At 69.0% G+C, this 16,680-nt stretch carries 15 protein-coding genes; 12 read left to right on the forward strand and 3 right to left on the reverse strand.

All coding sequences use genetic code 11. The features are described 5' to 3' along the window. Positions 1 to 8 precede the first annotated feature (8 nt). The 5 genes from BLP73_RS17945 to BLP73_RS17965 all read left to right on the forward strand — a co-directional run bounded on the left by BLP73_RS17945 (position 9) and on the right by BLP73_RS17965 (position 5,387). Positions 9 to 1,001 (forward strand): ornithine cyclodeaminase family protein, encoded by a 993-nt coding sequence (locus BLP73_RS17945; protein ID WP_090748095.1) that lies wholly within the window; start codon positions 9 to 11, stop codon positions 999 to 1,001. Position 1,002: 1 nt separating this feature from the next. After that, on the forward strand, positions 1,003 to 1,995 hold the full coding sequence (locus BLP73_RS17950; protein ID WP_217630730.1) for a threonine ammonia-lyase: 993 nt from the start codon (positions 1,003 to 1,005) through the stop codon (positions 1,993 to 1,995). Continuing rightward, positions 1,992 to 3,050, forward strand: coding sequence for a phosphotransferase enzyme family protein (locus BLP73_RS17955; protein ID WP_217630731.1), 1,059 nt, complete (start codon positions 1,992 to 1,994; stop codon positions 3,048 to 3,050). Before BLP73_RS17950 ends, BLP73_RS17955 begins: the two co-directional genes overlap by 4 nt. Further along, a complete protein-coding gene (locus BLP73_RS17960; RefSeq protein ID WP_090748098.1) occupies positions 3,047 to 4,384 on the forward strand; it encodes an aspartate aminotransferase family protein in 1,338 nt (445 codons plus the stop codon). Before BLP73_RS17955 ends, BLP73_RS17960 begins: the two co-directional genes overlap by 4 nt. 85 nt (positions 4,385 to 4,469) lie before the next feature. Continuing rightward, the gene (locus BLP73_RS17965) at positions 4,470 to 5,387 is read left to right on the forward strand and encodes a GNAT family N-acetyltransferase (protein WP_090748101.1); all 918 of its coding nucleotides are present in this window, start codon (positions 4,470 to 4,472) and stop codon (positions 5,385 to 5,387) included. Positions 5,388 to 5,432: 45 nt separating this feature from the next. Here BLP73_RS17965 and BLP73_RS17970 read toward each other — a convergent pair whose 3' ends face one another. Together BLP73_RS17970 and BLP73_RS17975 are read right to left on the reverse strand one after the other, a co-directional pair. Then, a complete protein-coding gene (locus tag BLP73_RS17970; RefSeq protein WP_090748104.1) occupies positions 5,433 to 6,722 on the reverse strand; it encodes an NAD(P)/FAD-dependent oxidoreductase in 1,290 nt (429 codons plus the stop codon). A gap of 1 nt (position 6,723) precedes the next feature. Continuing rightward, a complete protein-coding gene (locus tag BLP73_RS17975; protein ID WP_090748107.1) occupies positions 6,724 to 7,389 on the reverse strand; it encodes a haloacid dehalogenase type II in 666 nt (221 codons plus the stop codon). Between the two features lie 198 nt (positions 7,390 to 7,587). On the opposite strand from BLP73_RS17975, the gene argE reads away from it, so the two are divergent. The 4 genes from argE to BLP73_RS17995 all read left to right on the forward strand — a co-directional run bounded on the left by argE (position 7,588) and on the right by BLP73_RS17995 (position 11,977). Next, positions 7,588 to 8,712, forward strand: coding sequence for an acetylornithine deacetylase (gene argE / locus BLP73_RS17980; RefSeq protein WP_090748110.1), 1,125 nt, complete (start codon positions 7,588 to 7,590; stop codon positions 8,710 to 8,712). A gap of 122 nt (positions 8,713 to 8,834) precedes the next feature. Continuing rightward, a complete protein-coding gene (locus BLP73_RS17985) occupies positions 8,835 to 9,665 on the forward strand; it encodes a GNAT family N-acetyltransferase (RefSeq protein WP_090748149.1) in 831 nt (276 codons plus the stop codon). A gap of 15 nt (positions 9,666 to 9,680) precedes the next feature. Then, a complete protein-coding gene (locus BLP73_RS17990; RefSeq protein ID WP_090748113.1) occupies positions 9,681 to 11,069 on the forward strand; it encodes an aminotransferase class III-fold pyridoxal phosphate-dependent enzyme in 1,389 nt (462 codons plus the stop codon). Next, positions 11,069 to 11,977: a 2-hydroxyacid dehydrogenase gene (locus BLP73_RS17995; protein ID WP_090748116.1), complete on the forward strand. Its 909-nt coding sequence runs from the start codon at positions 11,069 to 11,071 to the stop codon at positions 11,975 to 11,977. The genes BLP73_RS17990 and BLP73_RS17995 overlap by 1 nt, the downstream gene beginning before the upstream one ends. 3 nt (positions 11,978 to 11,980) lie before the next feature. Here BLP73_RS17995 and BLP73_RS18000 read toward each other — a convergent pair whose 3' ends face one another. Continuing rightward, positions 11,981 to 12,475 (reverse strand): Lrp/AsnC family transcriptional regulator, encoded by a 495-nt coding sequence (locus BLP73_RS18000; protein ID WP_090748119.1) that lies wholly within the window; start codon positions 12,473 to 12,475, stop codon positions 11,981 to 11,983. 168 nt (positions 12,476 to 12,643) lie between these two features. On the opposite strand from BLP73_RS18000, the gene BLP73_RS18005 reads away from it, so the two are divergent. The 3 genes from BLP73_RS18005 to BLP73_RS18015 are packed head-to-tail and all read left to right on the forward strand — an operon-like array spanning position 12,644 to position 16,481. Next, positions 12,644 to 13,969 (forward strand): NAD(P)/FAD-dependent oxidoreductase, encoded by a 1,326-nt coding sequence (locus BLP73_RS18005; RefSeq protein WP_090748122.1) that lies wholly within the window; start codon positions 12,644 to 12,646, stop codon positions 13,967 to 13,969. Between the two features lie 20 nt (positions 13,970 to 13,989). Further along, positions 13,990 to 15,042, forward strand: coding sequence for a tartrate dehydrogenase (locus BLP73_RS18010; RefSeq protein ID WP_090748125.1), 1,053 nt, complete (start codon positions 13,990 to 13,992; stop codon positions 15,040 to 15,042). Beyond that, complete coding sequence (locus BLP73_RS18015; RefSeq protein ID WP_090748128.1) at positions 15,039 to 16,481, forward strand: NAD-dependent succinate-semialdehyde dehydrogenase; 1,443 nt, start codon at positions 15,039 to 15,041, stop codon at positions 16,479 to 16,481. Before BLP73_RS18010 ends, BLP73_RS18015 begins: the two co-directional genes overlap by 4 nt. Positions 16,482 to 16,680 lie beyond the last annotated feature (199 nt).

Genomic DNA, 16,680 nt, shown 5'->3' on the forward strand with positions numbered 1-16,680 from the left:
GGGCGGTCATGGAAACGCTGCTTCTGACCAAGGCGCAGGTGCGCGCCCTGCTGCGGATGCCCGACGTGATCGACGCGGTGGAGGCGGCCTTCCGCGCCTTCAACTCGGATCAGGTCGAACAGCCGGACTATATGGGCCTGCACCTTGCGCCAAAGGGCGCCGAAATCGATTTCAAGGCCGCGCTGGACCGCGCGGGCGAAATGGTCTCGCTCAAGGCGTCCTCGGGCGGGTTCCGGGACAATCCCGCGCGGTTCGGGATGCCGAACGGGATGGGCACGGTCCTGCTGTTCGACGCCCGAAGCGGGGCGCTGGCTTGCGTCATGGATGGCAGCCTGCTGACGGGCTTCCGGACCGGCGCAGCCGGGGCGGTTTCGGCCCGCGCGCTGGCGCGGCGGGATGCACACCGGGTTGGGGTCATCGGCACGGGCACGCAGGCGCGGATGCAGATCCGCGCCCTGCGCGAGGTCATGACCATCGAGACCGTCCACGCCGCCAGCCGCAGCCCTGCGGGGCTGGATGCCTTCTGCGCCGACATGCAGGGCGAGTTCGGCTTGACCGTGGTGACCGGCAGTCCTGAAGAGGTGGCGGCCGCCGCCGACATCTTGGTCACCACCACGCGGGCGACCGGTGTCGTGGTCCGGGCGGACTGGGTGCGTCCCGGCACGCACATCATCGCCATCGGCGCCGATCAGGCCGACAAGCAGGAACTGGACCCCGATCTTTTCAGGGATGCGCGCATCGTGGTGGACAGCCAGGCCCAATGCGCCGCCAAGGGCGAATTGCAGCACGCCCTGCGTGCCGGCACGGCCGACGGCCTACAGACCGAACTGGGCGAGGTTCTGCTGGGCCGGAAGCCCGGCCGCCAGAATGACACGCAGATCACCATCTTCGACAGCACCGGCATGGCCATTCAGGACACGACCACCGCTGCCGCGATCCTCACGCGTGCCCGGGCGCAGGGAATCGGGACTTCGTTCAATTTCTTCGGACAGGACGGCTGACATGCAACAGGACCTGACGGAAGCGCCGACGCTTCAGGATATTCTGGACGCGCGGGCGCGCATCGCGCCCCATATCCGCCGCACCCCGATCCTGCGCGCGGACAAGATCGAGCCTGCGGCGGGATGCCAAGTCTATCTCAAGCCCGAGACGTTGCAGATCACCGGCGCCTTCAAGCTGCGCGGCGCGCTGAACACGGCGCTGCAGCTGAACCCGGAGCAGATCGCGCGGGGCTTCATCTCGTCCTCGTCGGGCAATCACGCGCAGGGCCTGTCCTATGCCGCGCGGATGCTGGGCACCAAGGTCGTCCTGATCCTGCCGGTCGGCACGCCCGAGCTGAAGATCGCCAACACCCGGGCCCTCGGGGCCGAGGTGATCCTGTTCGACGGCGACAACGCCTCGCGCTGGCGCGAGGTCTACCGCATCGCCGCCGAGAAGGGCTACGAGGTCATCCACGGCTTCGAGGACCCGCGCGTGATGGCAGGGCAGGGCACCATCGGCTGCGAGATCCTGGAGGATCTGCCCGATGTCGAGACGGTGCTGGTCCCGCTTGGCGGCGGCGGGCTGATCTCGGGCGTGGCGACGGCGATCAAGGCGCTGCGGCCCGATGTCCGCGTCGTGGCCTGCGAGCCTGCGCTGACGCCGAAATACCACCGCAGCCGCACGGACGGGCAGCGCGTGTCCCTGCCGCTGCACCAGACGATCGCGGACGGGCTGAAGATCAGCGTGCCGGGCCGCAATCCCTGGCCCATCATCGAGCGGCATGTCGACGAGATCGTGCTGGTCGGCGAAGAGGACATCGTTGCCGGCATGAAGGCGCTGGCCAGCGATGCCAAGCTGATTGCCGAGCCCGCCGCCTCGATCGGCATCGGCGCCCTGCTGAGCGGCGCGGTCAGCGTCCGCCCCGACGAGAAGGTCTGCGCGATCCTGACCGGCGGCAACTGGGGCCTTCCCGATCTGGCCCGCGTCTTCGGCGCCTCGGGTTCCGTGACATGACCGACGCGGCGGGCGCCTGGTTCGACCGCGCAGCGGGCATCATGGCTGCCACGCCCGATGCGGTCGATTCTGCGCAATTGGCAAAGCTTCTGGCCCGGCATTACGGGCTGGAGGGGCAGATCACGCTGCTTGCCTCGGAAATCGAGCGGACGGCGGATGTCGCGCTGCCGGACGAGCGGCAGCTGATACTGAAAACCTCGAGCTGGGATGGGGCGGCGGACAGCTTCGCCTTCCAGTCCACGACCCTCGCCGCGCTTCATGGCGCCCCCGGCATACATGTCCCGGCCGTGCTGCCGACCCTTGAGGGCGATCTGATGTTCGAGGATGGCGGCGTGCGGGGTTACCTGCAGACGCGGCTGACGGGCGAGGCGCTGCACCAGCTGGCGCCCTCGGCGGCGCGCGGCCGGCAGATCGGGGCGGCCGTCGGGGCGCTGTCCCGCGCGCTGGCGGAAGTCTCGGCCCCCGGCGCGCAGCGGCCCGTCCTGTGGAACATCGCCTGCTGGCCCCGGCTGATGCAGTTCGCGGAAGACCTGCCGGATGGCCCGGTCCGCCCGCTTGTCCATACGGCGATGGAGGATCACCTGCACCGCACCTTGCCGCTGCTGGCGCAGGTGCCATGGCAGATTACGCATAATGATCCCAGCCCGCACAACATGCTGCAGACGCCGCATGGTATCGGCTTCATCGACTTCGGCGATGGCGGCTACAGCCCGCGCTTGCAGGACCTTGCCATCGCCTCCAGCCACTTCGTTTCGGATCCCGCGCTGCCGCTCGGCGGGGCCGAGCATCTGATCGCAGGCTATGCGAGGGTCCAGCCCCTGACAGGCCCGGAATGCCAGCTGCTGGTTGGCCTGATCCGCGCGCGACAGGCCGCGATGATCCTGATCAACCACTGGCGCGCGCGGCTATTCCCCGCCGAGGCTGCCTATATCACCAAGAACGTCGCCCGCGCGGTGCGGGGGCTTCAGATCCTTGCCCCGCTGACGCCGGCGGCGGCCGAGGCGGCGGTCCGTGCGGCCCATGACGACACCCTTTGCGACAGGCTGACAGGATGACCACCGATCTGATGCCGAACCGCTTTCGCCCCGGCGAAGCTGAACTTTCCCCCCGCGATGCCGACCTGATCGCCCGCCGCGATGCGGTCCTCGGCGCCTCTTACCGGCTGCAATACCGCAATCCCGTCCATTTCGAGCGGGCCGAAGGGATGTGGCTTTATGACCCCGAGGGCCGCGCCTATCTGGACTTCTACAACAATGTCCCGTCGCTCGGCCATTGCCACCCCGAGGTGAATGCGGCCATGGCCGCCCAGGCCGGCCGCATCAGCGGCAACACCCGCTATCTGGAGCCGGGGCTGGTGGATTACGCCGAGCGGCTGGTCGCCACCTTCCCGGCTGAAATGGACCGCGTGGTCTTTACCTGCACCGGCAGCGAGTCGAACGACCTGGCCCTGCGCATCGCGCGCCATGTCAGCGGGGCGCAGGGGGTGATCGTGTCCTCGCACGCCTATCACGGCACCTCGGCGGCCTGCGCGGGCGTCTCGCCCAATCTGGGCGCGGCGGTGCGGCTGGACCCGGCGACCCGGATGGTCACGCTGCCCGGCCCGGCCGGCATCCCCGATGAAGGCGCGGCCCGCCATTTCGAGGATCAGGTCCGCGCCGCCATCGCGGACCTGCAGCGCCGGGGCTTCGGGGTGGCGGCGCTGCTTTTCGACAGCATCTTTTCCAGCGACGGGGTCTGGCTGGACCCGCCGGGCTTCATCGCGGGCGGCGCGGCGGCCGTGCGGGCGGCGGGCGGGCTGGTGATCTCGGACGAGGTGCAGCCGGGCTTCGGACGCACGGGCGATCACATGTGGGGCTTCATGCGCCACGGCATCGTGCCGGACCTTGCCACCCTGGGCAAGCCGATGGGCAACGGCTTTCCCATCGGCGCCGTCGTCGGCCGCGCGGACCCCATGGCCGGGTTCGGCGCGACGGCGCGCTATTCCAACACCTTTGCCGGCAATGCGGTCGGCATCGCCACGGCCGATGCGGTTCTGCGGGTCCTTCAGCGCGACGACATCCCCGGCAATGCCAGGGCGATGGGCGCGCGGCTGCGCGCGGGGCTGGAGACGCTGCAGGGCAGTCATGCCAGCCTGCGGGCCGTGCGCCATGCGGGGCTGTTCTTCGGCATCGACATCGGCCGGGACGATATGCCCGCCCCGGCGCGGCGCGCGCTCGCGCTGGATCTGGTCAATGCCATGCGCGAGGATCGGGTGCTGATCAGCACGACCGGCGCGAACGAGGACACGCTGAAGGTCCGCCCGCCGCTGATCGTCGGCCCCGAGCATGTCGATCAGTTCCTGCACAGCCTTGGGCGCGCCCTGGCCTTGGTCGAAGGGCGGCGGACATAATGGGCGTTTGCATGGATAAACTCTCGCGCCGGCGGCGGATTTGGGCGAACCTGCCGCCGGAGAAACGCATCGACAGGAGGCGCAGATGAGCGAAGGTGCGGGACATCCTGAAAGCCGAAACGGCACTGACGCCGAGCCGGTGCTGCAGCTCGACAGCTTCGAGGTGCAGGTGGCGCCGATCACCGCACAGTCGCGGCCGTTCCTGCACGAGCTGACGGTCAGCGTGCTCTGGCCGCATCGTCACAGCGACCTCGATTTCCTGATCCGGCAGGGCAGGGGGTACGTGGCCCTGGACGAGATCGGCCGCCCGGTGGGCTCGGCCATGCATTTCCCGATGGGCGAGGATTTCGCGCTTCTGGGCATGATGGTCACGCCGCCGCGCCTGCAGGCGCGGGGCGGCGGGCGGTTCCTGCTGCGAACGATCCTGCGCGACTGCGCCGGCCGCGATTTGCGCCTGAATGCGACGCGCTCGGGCTACAGGCTCTATCGCGAGGAAGGGTTCATTGATGTCGGCAAGGTCTGGCAGCATCAGGGGATGGTCGGCGATGTGCCGGCGACAGAGCCGCTTGCCGGCATCGAGATCCGCGAGATCACGCCAGAAGACCACACTGCCATCGCGACGATGGACGCCCACGCGTTCGGCGCCGACCGTTCGCCGATCCTTGCCGCGCTGATGGAGGCGGGGCGGGGGCTGATCGCATATCGCGCCGGCCGGCCCTGCGGCTTTGCGCTGGTGCGTGCATTCGGCAAGGGACAGGTCCTCGGCCCGCTGGTGGCCGAGGACGAACGGCTGGCCATCGCGCTGACCGCACGCGCCCTGGGCGGGATGCGCGGCTTGTTCGTGCGCATGGACACGCCCTGCCAGGGGACGGATCTGCGGGCCTTCCTGACCGCCGCGGGCATGGTTCAGTTCGACACCGTGACCGAAATGCGGATCGGCCCGCAGCGGCGGGCCGAGGCGGGAATAGTGACCTTTGCACTGGCCGCGCATTCGCTCGGCTAGGACATTCGCGGTAAACGCTTGTCCGGATCGACTGGCCGGGCGGCGTCAGGCCAGCCGGTCCTTCAGCCGGAACCACAGCCCTGCGAGAGGCAGGAACCACGGCTTGCCGTTCAGCGCCGGGACCGCGGGCCAGTCCATCCCCTCCAGCGGGTTGGTGTCGTTCCGACCCATTGCCTGATCGGCCAGCACCTGCCCCAGCAGCGTCGACAGCTGCGCGCCGTGCCCCGAATAGCCCATGCCATAGATCATCCCGTCCGCCTGTCCCGCGCGCGGGAAGCGGTCGCGGGTCATGCCGACCAGCCCGCCCCAGCAATAGTCGATCTGGGCCCCGGCCAGATGCGGGAAGATGCCGGCCATTGCCGCGCGCAGGATGCGGCCCGACTTCGCGTCCGAGCGCTGGTCCGAGACGGCCGAGAACCGCGCCCGCCCGCCGAAGATCAGCCGGCCATCCGGCGACAGGCGGAAGTAGTTGCCGATGATGCGCGAGGTGACGCAGGTCCGGTTGCCGGGCATCGTCGCGGCGATCTCGGCCGAACTCAGCGGCCGCGTGGCGATGATGAACGAGGCCATCGGGATCATCCGCCTGCGGAAATAGCCCAGGGGGGCGCCCGGCACCTCCGCAGTATAGGCGCCGGTTGCGGCGATCACCCGCTCGGCCTGGATCTGCCCGCGCGGTGTCGTCAGCGTCCATCCCGTGCCCGACCGGCTGCGCCCGGTGACGGGTGCATGTTCCCAGATGCGGGCGCCGTGACGCACCGATGCCTCGACCAGTCCGTGCAGGTAGCGGCCCATATGCATCATCGCCGATTTCTCGTACAGCACCGCGCCGTGGAACGCGTCCGATCCGATCTCGTCCGTCAGCTCGCCCTTGGACAGCCAGCGGGTGTCGGGGTCCACCTCGCGGGCCAGAAGTTCCTGACCCGCGCGCAGGCCCGCGACGTGGCTGGGCTTGGAGGCCAGCTTCAGCTTGCCCGACCGGCGGAAGTCGCAGGCGATGCCCTCTTCCTCGATCACCTCGGCGATCATGTCGATGGACCGGTCATAGGCGTGATACAGCGCCCGCGCCCGCTCGGCGCCCAGATGGGCCACCGCATCTGCGTAGCCATGGGCGATGCCGTTGTTCAGATGCCCGCCATTGCGGCCCGAGCCGCCGGCGCCGACATGGCCCGCCTCGAGGACGGCGACCTTGACCCCCGCCCGCGCCAGCTTGCGCGCGGCATTGAGGCCGGTGAAGCCCGCGCCGATCACCGCCACGTCGAAGCGGTCTTGCACCGGCCCCGTCTCGGCGCCGGCGAAGACGGGGGCGGTGTCGTGCCAGTAAGGCAGCGTCTTCATGTCAAAGACCCAGCACGCCCGGCAGGCCCGAGATGTCGGCGATCTCGGTATAGCCGTAATAGGGGTTGGCCGGCTCGTGCCCGCGATTGACCCAGACCTTGTTGGTGATGCCCAGGTCATGCGCCGTCATCAGGTCATAGCGGAAGGAGGACGAGACGTGCAGGAAATCCTCGGGGCCGCAGTTCAGCGTGTCGAACATGTATTCGAAGGCCCGCATATGGGGCTTGTAGGCGCCCGCGCTTTCGGCCGTCAGTACATGCGCGATGGGCGCGCCCAGTTTCGCGATGTTGTGGGGGATCTGCGCGTTCATCGAATTGGTCAGCGCGACCAGCGGGAACTCCTTTGCCACGCGGGCGAGGCCAGCGGGCACGTCCGGGTTCGGCCCCCAGGTCGGCACGCGGTTATAGATGTCCTCGGCCACCGCGGGATCGAAGGCGATGTTGTTGCGCTTGCAGGTGCGCTGCAGGGCGTTGTGGACGACCTCGGCATAGGGCTTGAAGTCATGCAGCACCTCGTCCAGGCGATAGGCCGAGAAGTTCTCGATGAACGCCTCCATCCCCTCGGGGGACAGCTGGTCGGCATAGTGATCGCGCGCGGCCCCGGCCATGTCGAAATAGATCATGGTGCCGTGGCAGTCGAAGCTGACGAATTTGGGGCGGAAGGTCATGGTCGTCTCCGGTTCAAGGTGATGGCCCATCATCGAAGGGTTTTCGCGACGAGACTCGCTGCGTTCGCCCGGACCAAGGCAGGATATTGCGTTTGTTGCGCCGCCGGCGGCACGCCCTGCCGGTTGGCGCGTGAACTCAGCTGCCGGGGCGGCGCCGGCTGCGGCATCTTCGGCGAGATCGCAGAAGGAGGCCGCATCATGGACAGCCAGACCCAGACCGCGGAGACATTACTGGCCCGGCTTGTCGGCTTTGACAGCGTCGTCGGACGCCCCAACGCGCCGATCATCGGCTTCGTGCAGAACTGGCTGGCGGGGCATGGCGTGCGCGCCCATGTGCTGCAGGGACCCGAGGGCGACCGGGCGAACCTTTTCGCGACGATCGGCCCCGCCGACCGGCCGGGCTACGTCTTGTCGGGGCATCTGGACGTCGTGCCGGCGACCGAGCCGGGATGGCAGGGCGACCCCTTTACCCTGCGCCCTGATGGTGAGCGGCTGATCGGGCGGGGGGCCTGCGACATGAAGGGGTTCGTGGCGGCGATGCTGGCGATGGTCCCCGAACTTGCCGCCATGGATCTCGGCGCGCCGATCCACCTGGCCCTGTCCTATGATGAAGAGGCCGGCTGCCGGGGCGTGCCGCATCTGCTGGCGGCGCTGCCGGATCTCTGCGCGCGGCCCCTTGGTGCGATCATCGGCGAGCCGTCGAACCTGACCCCGGTGCTGGCGCACAAGGGCAAGGCGGCGATCCGGCTGACCGCGCGGGGCGTCCCTGGCCATTCCTCGCGCCCCGATCTTGGCGCCAACGCCATCCACGCCCTTGTCCCGGCGCTGGCGGCGGCGGTCGCACAGGCCAGCGCGCTGGAAACCGGCCCGCAGGATGCCCGCTTCGCACCGCCCTTCTCCAGCCTGCAGGTCGGCACGGTTGCGGGCGGGCAAGCGCTCAACATCATCCCGGACACGGCGTGCGCCGAGATCGAGACCCGTGCCATTGCCGGGGTGGACCCGCTGTCCCTGCTGGAGCCGGTTCGGGCAGTGGCACGCGCCGCCGGGATCGAGCTGCATGAGCTGTCGCATTACCCTGCGCTGGCGCTGGATCCGGACCATCCCCTTGCAGCGCTGGCGCAGGATCTTGCAGGTCGGGCGCCTCTGGGCGCGGTCAGCTTCGGGACCGAGGCGGGGCTCTACCAGCAGGCGGGCATTCCCGCCGTCATCTGCGGCCCCGGCGATATCGGCCGCGCGCACAAGCCCGAGGAATACCTGACCCGCGGCGAGCTGGCCGAGACCTGCGCCATGATCGGGCGCTTGGGGACCCGCGCCTGCGCATGACGGCAGATTCTGCGGCATCTACCCGCCGGCGGGACGCTAAGCTGCGATGCTCCGCCCGGATCGAGCCGAAGATGCCGCTGCCATTTGTCTATCATCAGGGAAACATCACAGAGATTGCCGCGATGACCCACTTTCACACACCCGATCCCGTCGCCATCGACCTGGTCCCCTTCGAGGAGGTCCATCTGCCCGACGCGCTGGCCCTGTCACAGGCGGTCGGATGGCCGCACCGGGCCGAGGACTGGGCGCTGAACCTGACCGCCTCGAAAGGGGTCGTGGCGGTCGCGGAGGGGCGCGTGATGGGCACGGCCCTTTGTTCGCTGCACGGGCCGGTCGCCACGCTGAACATGATCATCGTCGACGCGGCCCTGCGCGGGCGCGGCGTCGGCAAGCGTCTGATGGAGGGCATCATCGCCCTGGGCGGCGCGCGCGAGATGCGCCTTGTCGCGACCGAAGAGGGCAAGCCGCTCTATCGCAAGCTGGGCTTCGTCGAGACCGGCCAGATCGTCCAGCTTCAGGGCGTGGCCGCCCCTGCCACGCCCGAGCAGCCCTTCACGGCCAGCCCCGGCGATCCGGGCCTTATGGCGCAGATGGACTTCCAGGCCAGCGGCATGGACCGGGCCGCGCTGCTGGGCCGCATCGCGGCGCAGGGCACGACCCTTGTCACCGATGGCGGCTTTGCCCTGCTGCGCGCCTTCGGCCGGGGCCATGTCCTTGGCCCCGTGGTCGCGCGCGATCCGGCCGCGGCGCGGGCGCTGATGGCGGCGGGCGCCAACCGGATGGCGGGCAGCTTCCTGCGGATGGACCTGCCCGAAGCTCATGGCCTTGCCCCCTTCGCCGAAACGCTTGGCCTGCGGCGGGCGGGCGGGGGCACCGCCATGGTCCGCGCCGCGCGGCCCCGCGATCCGTCCCCCTTCCAGACCCACGCCCTTATCTCTCAAGCCCTTGGCTGAGCGCAGGAGTTTCTCATGCTGACCCGTACCCCCGCCGCCAATTCGCTGGTCGAGCTTGACCGCCGGCACCTTGTCCATCCCGTCTCGTCCTTCCGCGGGCACGAGGCGCGCGGCGTGCGCCTGTTGACCTCGGCCGAGGGCGCGACGGTCACCGATTCCGAAGGGCGGCAGCTGATCGACGGCTTCGCGGGCCTGTGGTGCGTGAACGCCGGCTACGGTCAGGAGAGCATCGTCGAGGCCGCTGCCGCGCAGATGCGCCAGCTGCCCTATGCGACCGGCTATTTCGATCTGGGGACCGAGGCGCCCATCCGCCTGGCCGCCGCCCTGGCCGAACGCGCGCCGGGCGATCTGGATCATGTCTACTTCACGCTCGGCGGCTCGGACGCGGTGGACAGCACGATCCGCTTCATCCGCTATTACTGGCATGCGCGCGGGATGCCGGGGCGCGACCAGTTCATATCGGTCGCCTCGGGCTATCACGGGTCCAGCAGCATGGGCGCCGGGCTGACGGCGCTGCCGCTGTTCCATGACGGCTTCGGTGCCCCCCATCACAGCCAGCACAAGATCGCCTCGCACGACCTTTACCGCAATCCGAACGGGTCGGACCCCGCGTCGGTGATCGCAAGCTCGGTCGCGGAACTGCGCGCGAAGGTGGCCGAGATCGGCGAGAACCGCGTCGCGGCTTTCTATGTCGAGCCGATCCAGGGTTCGGGCGGGGTGCTGGTGCCGCCGCCGGGCTGGATCGCCGCCATGCGCGCGGTCTGCGCCGAGTTCGGCATCCTCTTCGTCGCGGACGAGGTCATCACCGGCTTCGGACGCACCGGCCCGCTGTTCGCCTGCGAGGATGAGGGGATCGTGCCCGACCTGATGACGGTGGCGAAGGGCCTGACCTCGGGCTATGCGCCGATGGGGGCGGTGTTGATGTCGGATCACGTCTACCAGACCATCGCGGATTTCGCCGGCGCCAAGGCGGTCGGGCACGGCTTCACCTATTCCGCCCATCCCGTCTCGGCCGCCGTCGCGCTGGAGGTGCTGTCGCTCTATGAGGGCGGCCTTCTGGAGAACGGGCGCGCGATGGGCGCGCGGCTTCAGGCGGGCCTGCAGGGCCTGTCGGACCACCCGCTTGTCGGGGACGTCCGGGGCCGTGGGATGTTGGCTGCCGTTGAGCTGGTCACCGACAAGGACGCCAAGATCCCGCTTCCGGCCGAACTTGGCGCTGCAACCCGTCTGTTCGACCGGGCCTGGGACAATGGGTTGATCGTCCGCGCCTTCCCGCAAGGCGTCTTCGGCTACGCCCCGCCGCTGTGCTGCACGGAAGGCGAGATCGACCAGATCGTCGAGCGGACGCGCAAGGTGCTGGACCTGACGCTGGACGACCCCGAGATCCGCGCGGTGCTGAACTGATGGCGCTGCTGTTCGTCTCGACCGCCGCTCGTCTGCCGGTCTGGCAGGCGATGTTCGACAAGGCCGGCATCCCCATGATCGCGGGCGAGGCTGCGGTGACCGACCCGGCCGAGGTGACGGCGATCGCGTGCTGGATCCCGCCCGCCGATCTGACGCGCTATCCCAACCTGCGCGTGGTCCTGTCCGTCGGCGCGGGCGTCGATCATTTCCCGCCCCTGCCGGAAGGCGTCGCGCTGGTGCGCACCTTGGCGCCGGGGATCGAGGCGATGGTGCGGGACTGGACCCTGATGGCCACGCTGATGCTGCATCGCGACATGCCGACCTATCTGCAGCAGGCAAGCCGGGGCCTGTGGCAGAGCCAGCCGGTGCGGCTGGCCTCGGACCGGCGGGTGGGCATCATGGGGATGGGCCGGATCGGCGGGCTTGTTGCCAGCAGCCTGACGGCGCTTGGCTTCGAGGTGGCGGGCATGTCGCGCAGCGGGCGCAAGCGGGCGGTGCCGATCTTTCCGGCGGACCGGCTTGACGAATTTCTCGCCCGCACCGATCTGCTGATCTGCCTGCTGCCGCTGACCGAAGAGACGCGCGGCATTCTCGGCCGGCGGACCTTCGCGGCCCTGCCGCGCGGGGCGGGGCTGGTCCATGCCGGGCGCGGCCCACATCTGGACCCCGAGGCGCTGCGGGATGCGCTGGATGCCGGGCAACTTTCGGGCGCGATCCTCGACGTGACCGATCCCGAGCCTCTGCCGCAGGATCACTGGATGTGGCGCGACCCGCGCATCGTGATCACCCCCCATGTCGCCGCCCAGACCGATGCGGCCGAGGGCGCGGCGCATGCCATCGCGGTCATGCGCGCGCTGCAGGAGGGCGCGCCGCTGCCGGGGCAGGTCGATCGGGCCTTGGGCTACTGAGGCTCAGGCTCGCTCGTCGAACAGCCGCGACAGGGGGATATGCTGCTTGATGAACGGCGTCTTCAGCACGACGAAGCTGAAATACTTGTCGATGCCAAGTTCGCGGTCGATCAACCCCTCGACGATCAACTGGTAGTCGTCGATTCCCGCCGTTACGAATTTCACGAGGTAATCGTAGCCGCCCGACACCAGATGGCATTCGACGCAGCTGTCGATGTTCCCGAGCGCCTCCTGAAAGCGGGCGAAATCGATCTGGCGGTGGTTCTTCAGCGTGAACTCGGTGAAGATGGTCAGGGTCGGACCCAGCCTCGCCAAGTCGATCTGCGCGGAATAGCCGGTGATGTAGCCGGCCTGCTGCAGCTTCTTCACCCGCATCAGGCAGGGCGAGGGTGACAGGCTGACCTCGTCGGCCAGCTCGACATTGGTGATCCGGCCGTTGCGCTGCAGGACAGCGAGGATCTTGATGTCGATCCGGTCGAGTTTGTAGGCAGGCGTCATCTTGGCTCCTCTACCGCGGCAGGGCGTGACATGCCGCCGCAGGATGGCGGGATCACAGCACTTCATTTACCACCGGGTTTCAACAGGAAATGCCGTTTTGGGACACTTTGCGACAGATGAAGCTGCGCGCGCGGCGGTAAGGTCGGCAGAGCCTGAACGGAGTGCCTCATGTCTGCGCCATGTCTTGCCATCTCGACACCCGATATCCTGCCGTCCGACGCCGATTGCGTCGTGATCGGGGGCGGGATCGTCGGCGTCTCGGCCGCCTACTGGCTGGCACGGGCGGGGCAAAAGGTGGTGCTGGTGGAAAAGGGCGCCGTCGGGGCCGAGCAGTCCAGCCGCAACTGGGGCTGGTGCCGCCAGCAGAACCGCGACGCCCGCGAGCTGCCCCTGTCCACCCGCACCCTGTCCCTGTGGGAGGAGATGGGCGCCGATCTGGGCGACAGCTTGGGCTTTTCGCGCTGCGGGCTGCTGTATCTGTCGAACAGCGCCGAGGAAATCGAGGGCTGGGCCAAATGGGGCCGCTTTGCCCGCGGTGAGGGGATCGACACAAGGATGCTTGACGGCGACGAGGCCAGCCGGCGGGGCGCGCCGACGGGCCGCTCGTGGCTGGGCGGGGTCTGGTCGCCCACGGACGGCACCGCCGACCCGGTACGCGCGGCGCCGCTGATCGCCAAGGGCGTGATCAAGCATGGCGGCCATGTGGTGCAGAACTGTGCGGCCCGCGGGCTTGAGCTGGAGGCCGGGCGCGTCGCCGGTGTGGTGACCGAGAACGGAACCATCCGCACCCGCGCTGTGGTTGTCGCGGGCGGGGCCTGGGCGTCCAGCTTCATGTACCAGCAGGGCATTGCCTTTCCGCAGGCGGCCGTCCGCAGCTCGATCCTGTCGGTCCGGGGGGGGACGGTTGATCTGCCCCCCGCGCTTCATACCGCGCCCGTCACGGTGACGCGGCGCGCCAGCGGGGGCCATACGCTGGCCGTCTCGGGGCTGGCGAACCTTGACCCGACGCCGGGGGCCATGCGGGGGATGCGGCACTTCCTGCCGATGTTCGCCCGCCGCTGGCGTGTCCTGCGTCCCGGCGGCGCGCAGGCCTGGCGCGCTGGCTTCGAAACGCGGCGCCGCTGGTCCCTGGATGTGCCCACCCCGATGGAGCGGATGCGTACCCTCGATCCCCGCCCCTCGTCGCGGCTGATCGAGCTGACCCTGCGCCGCGCCCGAGATCTGGTGCCGGCGCTGCGCGATGTCGAGGTCGAGGCGGCGTGGGCCGGCTATATCGACAGCACCCCCGACGGCGTGCCGGTGATCGACGGCGATGTGGGCATTCCCGGCCTCGTGCTGGCGGCGGGCCTTTCGGGGCACGGCTTCGGCATCGGGCCGGGCGTCGGCCATCTGGTTGCTGATATCGTGCTAGGCCGTGCGCCGATCACCGAAATCAGGCAGTACCGGCTGGCGCGCTTCGGGCGCAGCCAATGGGGCGAAGTGGCCGAGTTCTGACGGCCGAGACGGAGAAGACGATGAAGACCTACAAGCTTGCCGTGATCCCGGGGGACGGAATCGGCGTCGATGTGACCGATGCCGCAATGCAGATTCTGACGGCCGCCGCCGCGCGCCACGGCTTCGCGCTGGCGCCGCAGCGGTTCGACTGGTCCTGTGGGCATTACCTCGCCACCGGCGCGATGATGCCGGCGGACGGGATCGAGACCCTGCGCGGCTTCGACGCGATCTATCTGGGCGCCGTCGGCTGGCCGGATACGGTGCCCGACAGCGTGTCGCTGCACGGGCTCTTGCTGCCGATCCGCAAGGCTTTCAACCAATATGCCAACATCCGTCCGCACCGCCTGCTGCCCGGGGTCGAGGGGCCGCTGCGCGCCGATGCCTTCGACATCCTCTGCATCCGCGAGAACACCGAGGGCGAATATTCCGGCGCTGGTGGCCGCGTCCATCAGGGCCGCGGCAACGAGGTGGCTGTCGAGACCGCCATATTTACCCGCGAGGGCGTCGAGCGCATCCTGCGCTTCGCCTTCGATCAGGCGCGGCTGCGGCGGCGGCATGTGACCTCGGTCACGAAATCGAACGCTCAGAAATTCTCGATGGTGTTCTGGGACGAGGTGACGCGCGAGGTGGCGGCCGACTATCCCGATGTGACCGTGGCGCACATGCATATCGACGCGATGACCGCGCGGATGGTCATGGCGCCCGAGAGCCTCGACGTGGTCGTGGCCTCGAACCTCTTCGGCGACATCCTGACCGATCTCGGCGCCGCGATCCAGGGGGGCCTCGGGTTTGCGGCCTCGGCCAATATCTGCCCCGACGGCAGCGGGCCCTCCATGTTCGAGCCGGTCCACGGCTCGGCCCCCGACATCGCCGGCCGCAACATTGCCAATCCGATCGCCGCGATCTGGTCCGCCGCCATGATGCTGGACCACCTGGGCGAGGCCGAGGCCGGACGCGCCATCATCGCCGCCATCGAGGCTGCCACCGCGCAGGGCACCGGCACCGTGCCCGGACAGGACTCGACCGATACGATCACCGCGCGCATCCGCGCCGAACTGGAGACGACCGCATGAAGCTGCAGGACCCTGACCTGCTCCGCACCGCCGCCCTGATCGACGGGCGCTGGATCGAGCGCCCCGAGCTTGAGATCACCGATCCCGCCACCGGCACGGCGCTTGGCCATCTGCCCGAATGCAGCGCCGCCGAGACGCGAGACGCCATCGCCGCCGCCGAGCGCGCGATGAAGGACTGGGCCGCCCGCACCCATGCCGAACGCGCCGACATCCTGATGCGCTGGTATCACCTGATCCATGACAATGCCGAGGATCTGGCGCAGATCCTTACGGCCGAGCAGGGCAAGCCCCTGTCCGAGGCGCGGGCCGAGGTCGGCTATGGCGCCAGCTTCGTGCGCTGGTTCGCCGAAGAGGCGCGCCGGATCAACGGCAAGATCATCCCCTCGCCGCAGAAGGGCAAGAAGATCCTGGTCACGAAAGAGCCGGTCGGCGTCTGCGCGATCATCACGCCCTGGAACTTCCCCATCGCCATGATCACCCGCAAGGTCGCGCCGGGCCTTGCGGCGGGCTGCACGATGGTCATCAAGCCCTCCGACTTCACGCCCTTCTCGGCACTCGCCCTCGCCGTCCTGGCCGAGCGTGCGGGCATTCCGGCGGGCGTCCTGAACGTGCTGACCGGCAAACCCGAGGCTATCGGCGCCGAGCTGACCGCAAGCCCGGTGGTGCGCAAGCTCTCGTTCACCGGCTCGACGCGCGTCGGCGCCTATCTGGCCGCGCAATGCGCGCCAACCCTGAAGCGCATGAGCCTCGAGCTGGGCGGGAACGCGCCCTTCATCGTCTTCGACGATGCCGACCTGGATGCGGCGGTCGAAGGGGCGATGCAGTCGAAGTTCCGCAACGGCGGGCAGACCTGCGTCTGCGCCAACCGGATCATGGTCCAGTCGGGCATCCATGACGCCTTCGTCGCCGCGCTTGCCGCTCGGGTCGACGCGCTGGTCGTGGGCCCGGGGACCGATCCGGGGGTCGAGATCGGCCCGATGATCAACCCGGCGGCCATCGAGAAGATCGAGGCCCATGTCGCGGACGCGCTGGCCAACGGCGCACGGCGGGCGACGCAGCCGCGCGGCCTCGCGGATCACTATGCCGACCCGGTGGTCCTAACCGGCGCTACCCCCGAGATGCGGTTGGCCTCTGAAGAGACCTTCGGCCCCGTCGCGCCGATCTTCCGCTTCGAGACCGAGTACGAGGCGCTGGCCCTTGCCAACGGCACGCCCTTCGGCCTCGCGGCCTACTTCTACACCCGCGACATGGCCCGCGCCTTCCGCTTCGGCGAGGGGCTGGAATTTGGGATGGTGGGCCTGAACACGGGTATCCTCAGCAACGAGGTGGCACCCTTCGGCGGGGTCAAGGCGTCGGGCCTCGGCCGTGAGGGCGCGCAGGAAGGTATCGAGGAATTCCTAGAAAGCAAGGCGCTGCATTTCGGCGGGCTTTCATCCTGATGTCTCGGGTAACGCATGCGGTGGTTGCATCACGAGCGAACAGCCCCAGGTAAAACGAGCTGGGGCTTTAGCTCTAAGCGGATCCACGGGCAGAGAAAGACGGTTGGCCTGCCCCCTGAAAAGTGGTCCTCCCTGAGGTATGGCTTTCGAGCCATTTGGAGGATGCAGGAATGCCCCAGAAGAAGCACAGGCCGGAGGA

It is taken from the genome of Paracoccus tibetensis, from assembly GCF_900102505.1.
Taxonomy (GTDB): domain Bacteria; phylum Pseudomonadota; class Alphaproteobacteria; order Rhodobacterales; family Rhodobacteraceae; genus Paracoccus; species Paracoccus tibetensis.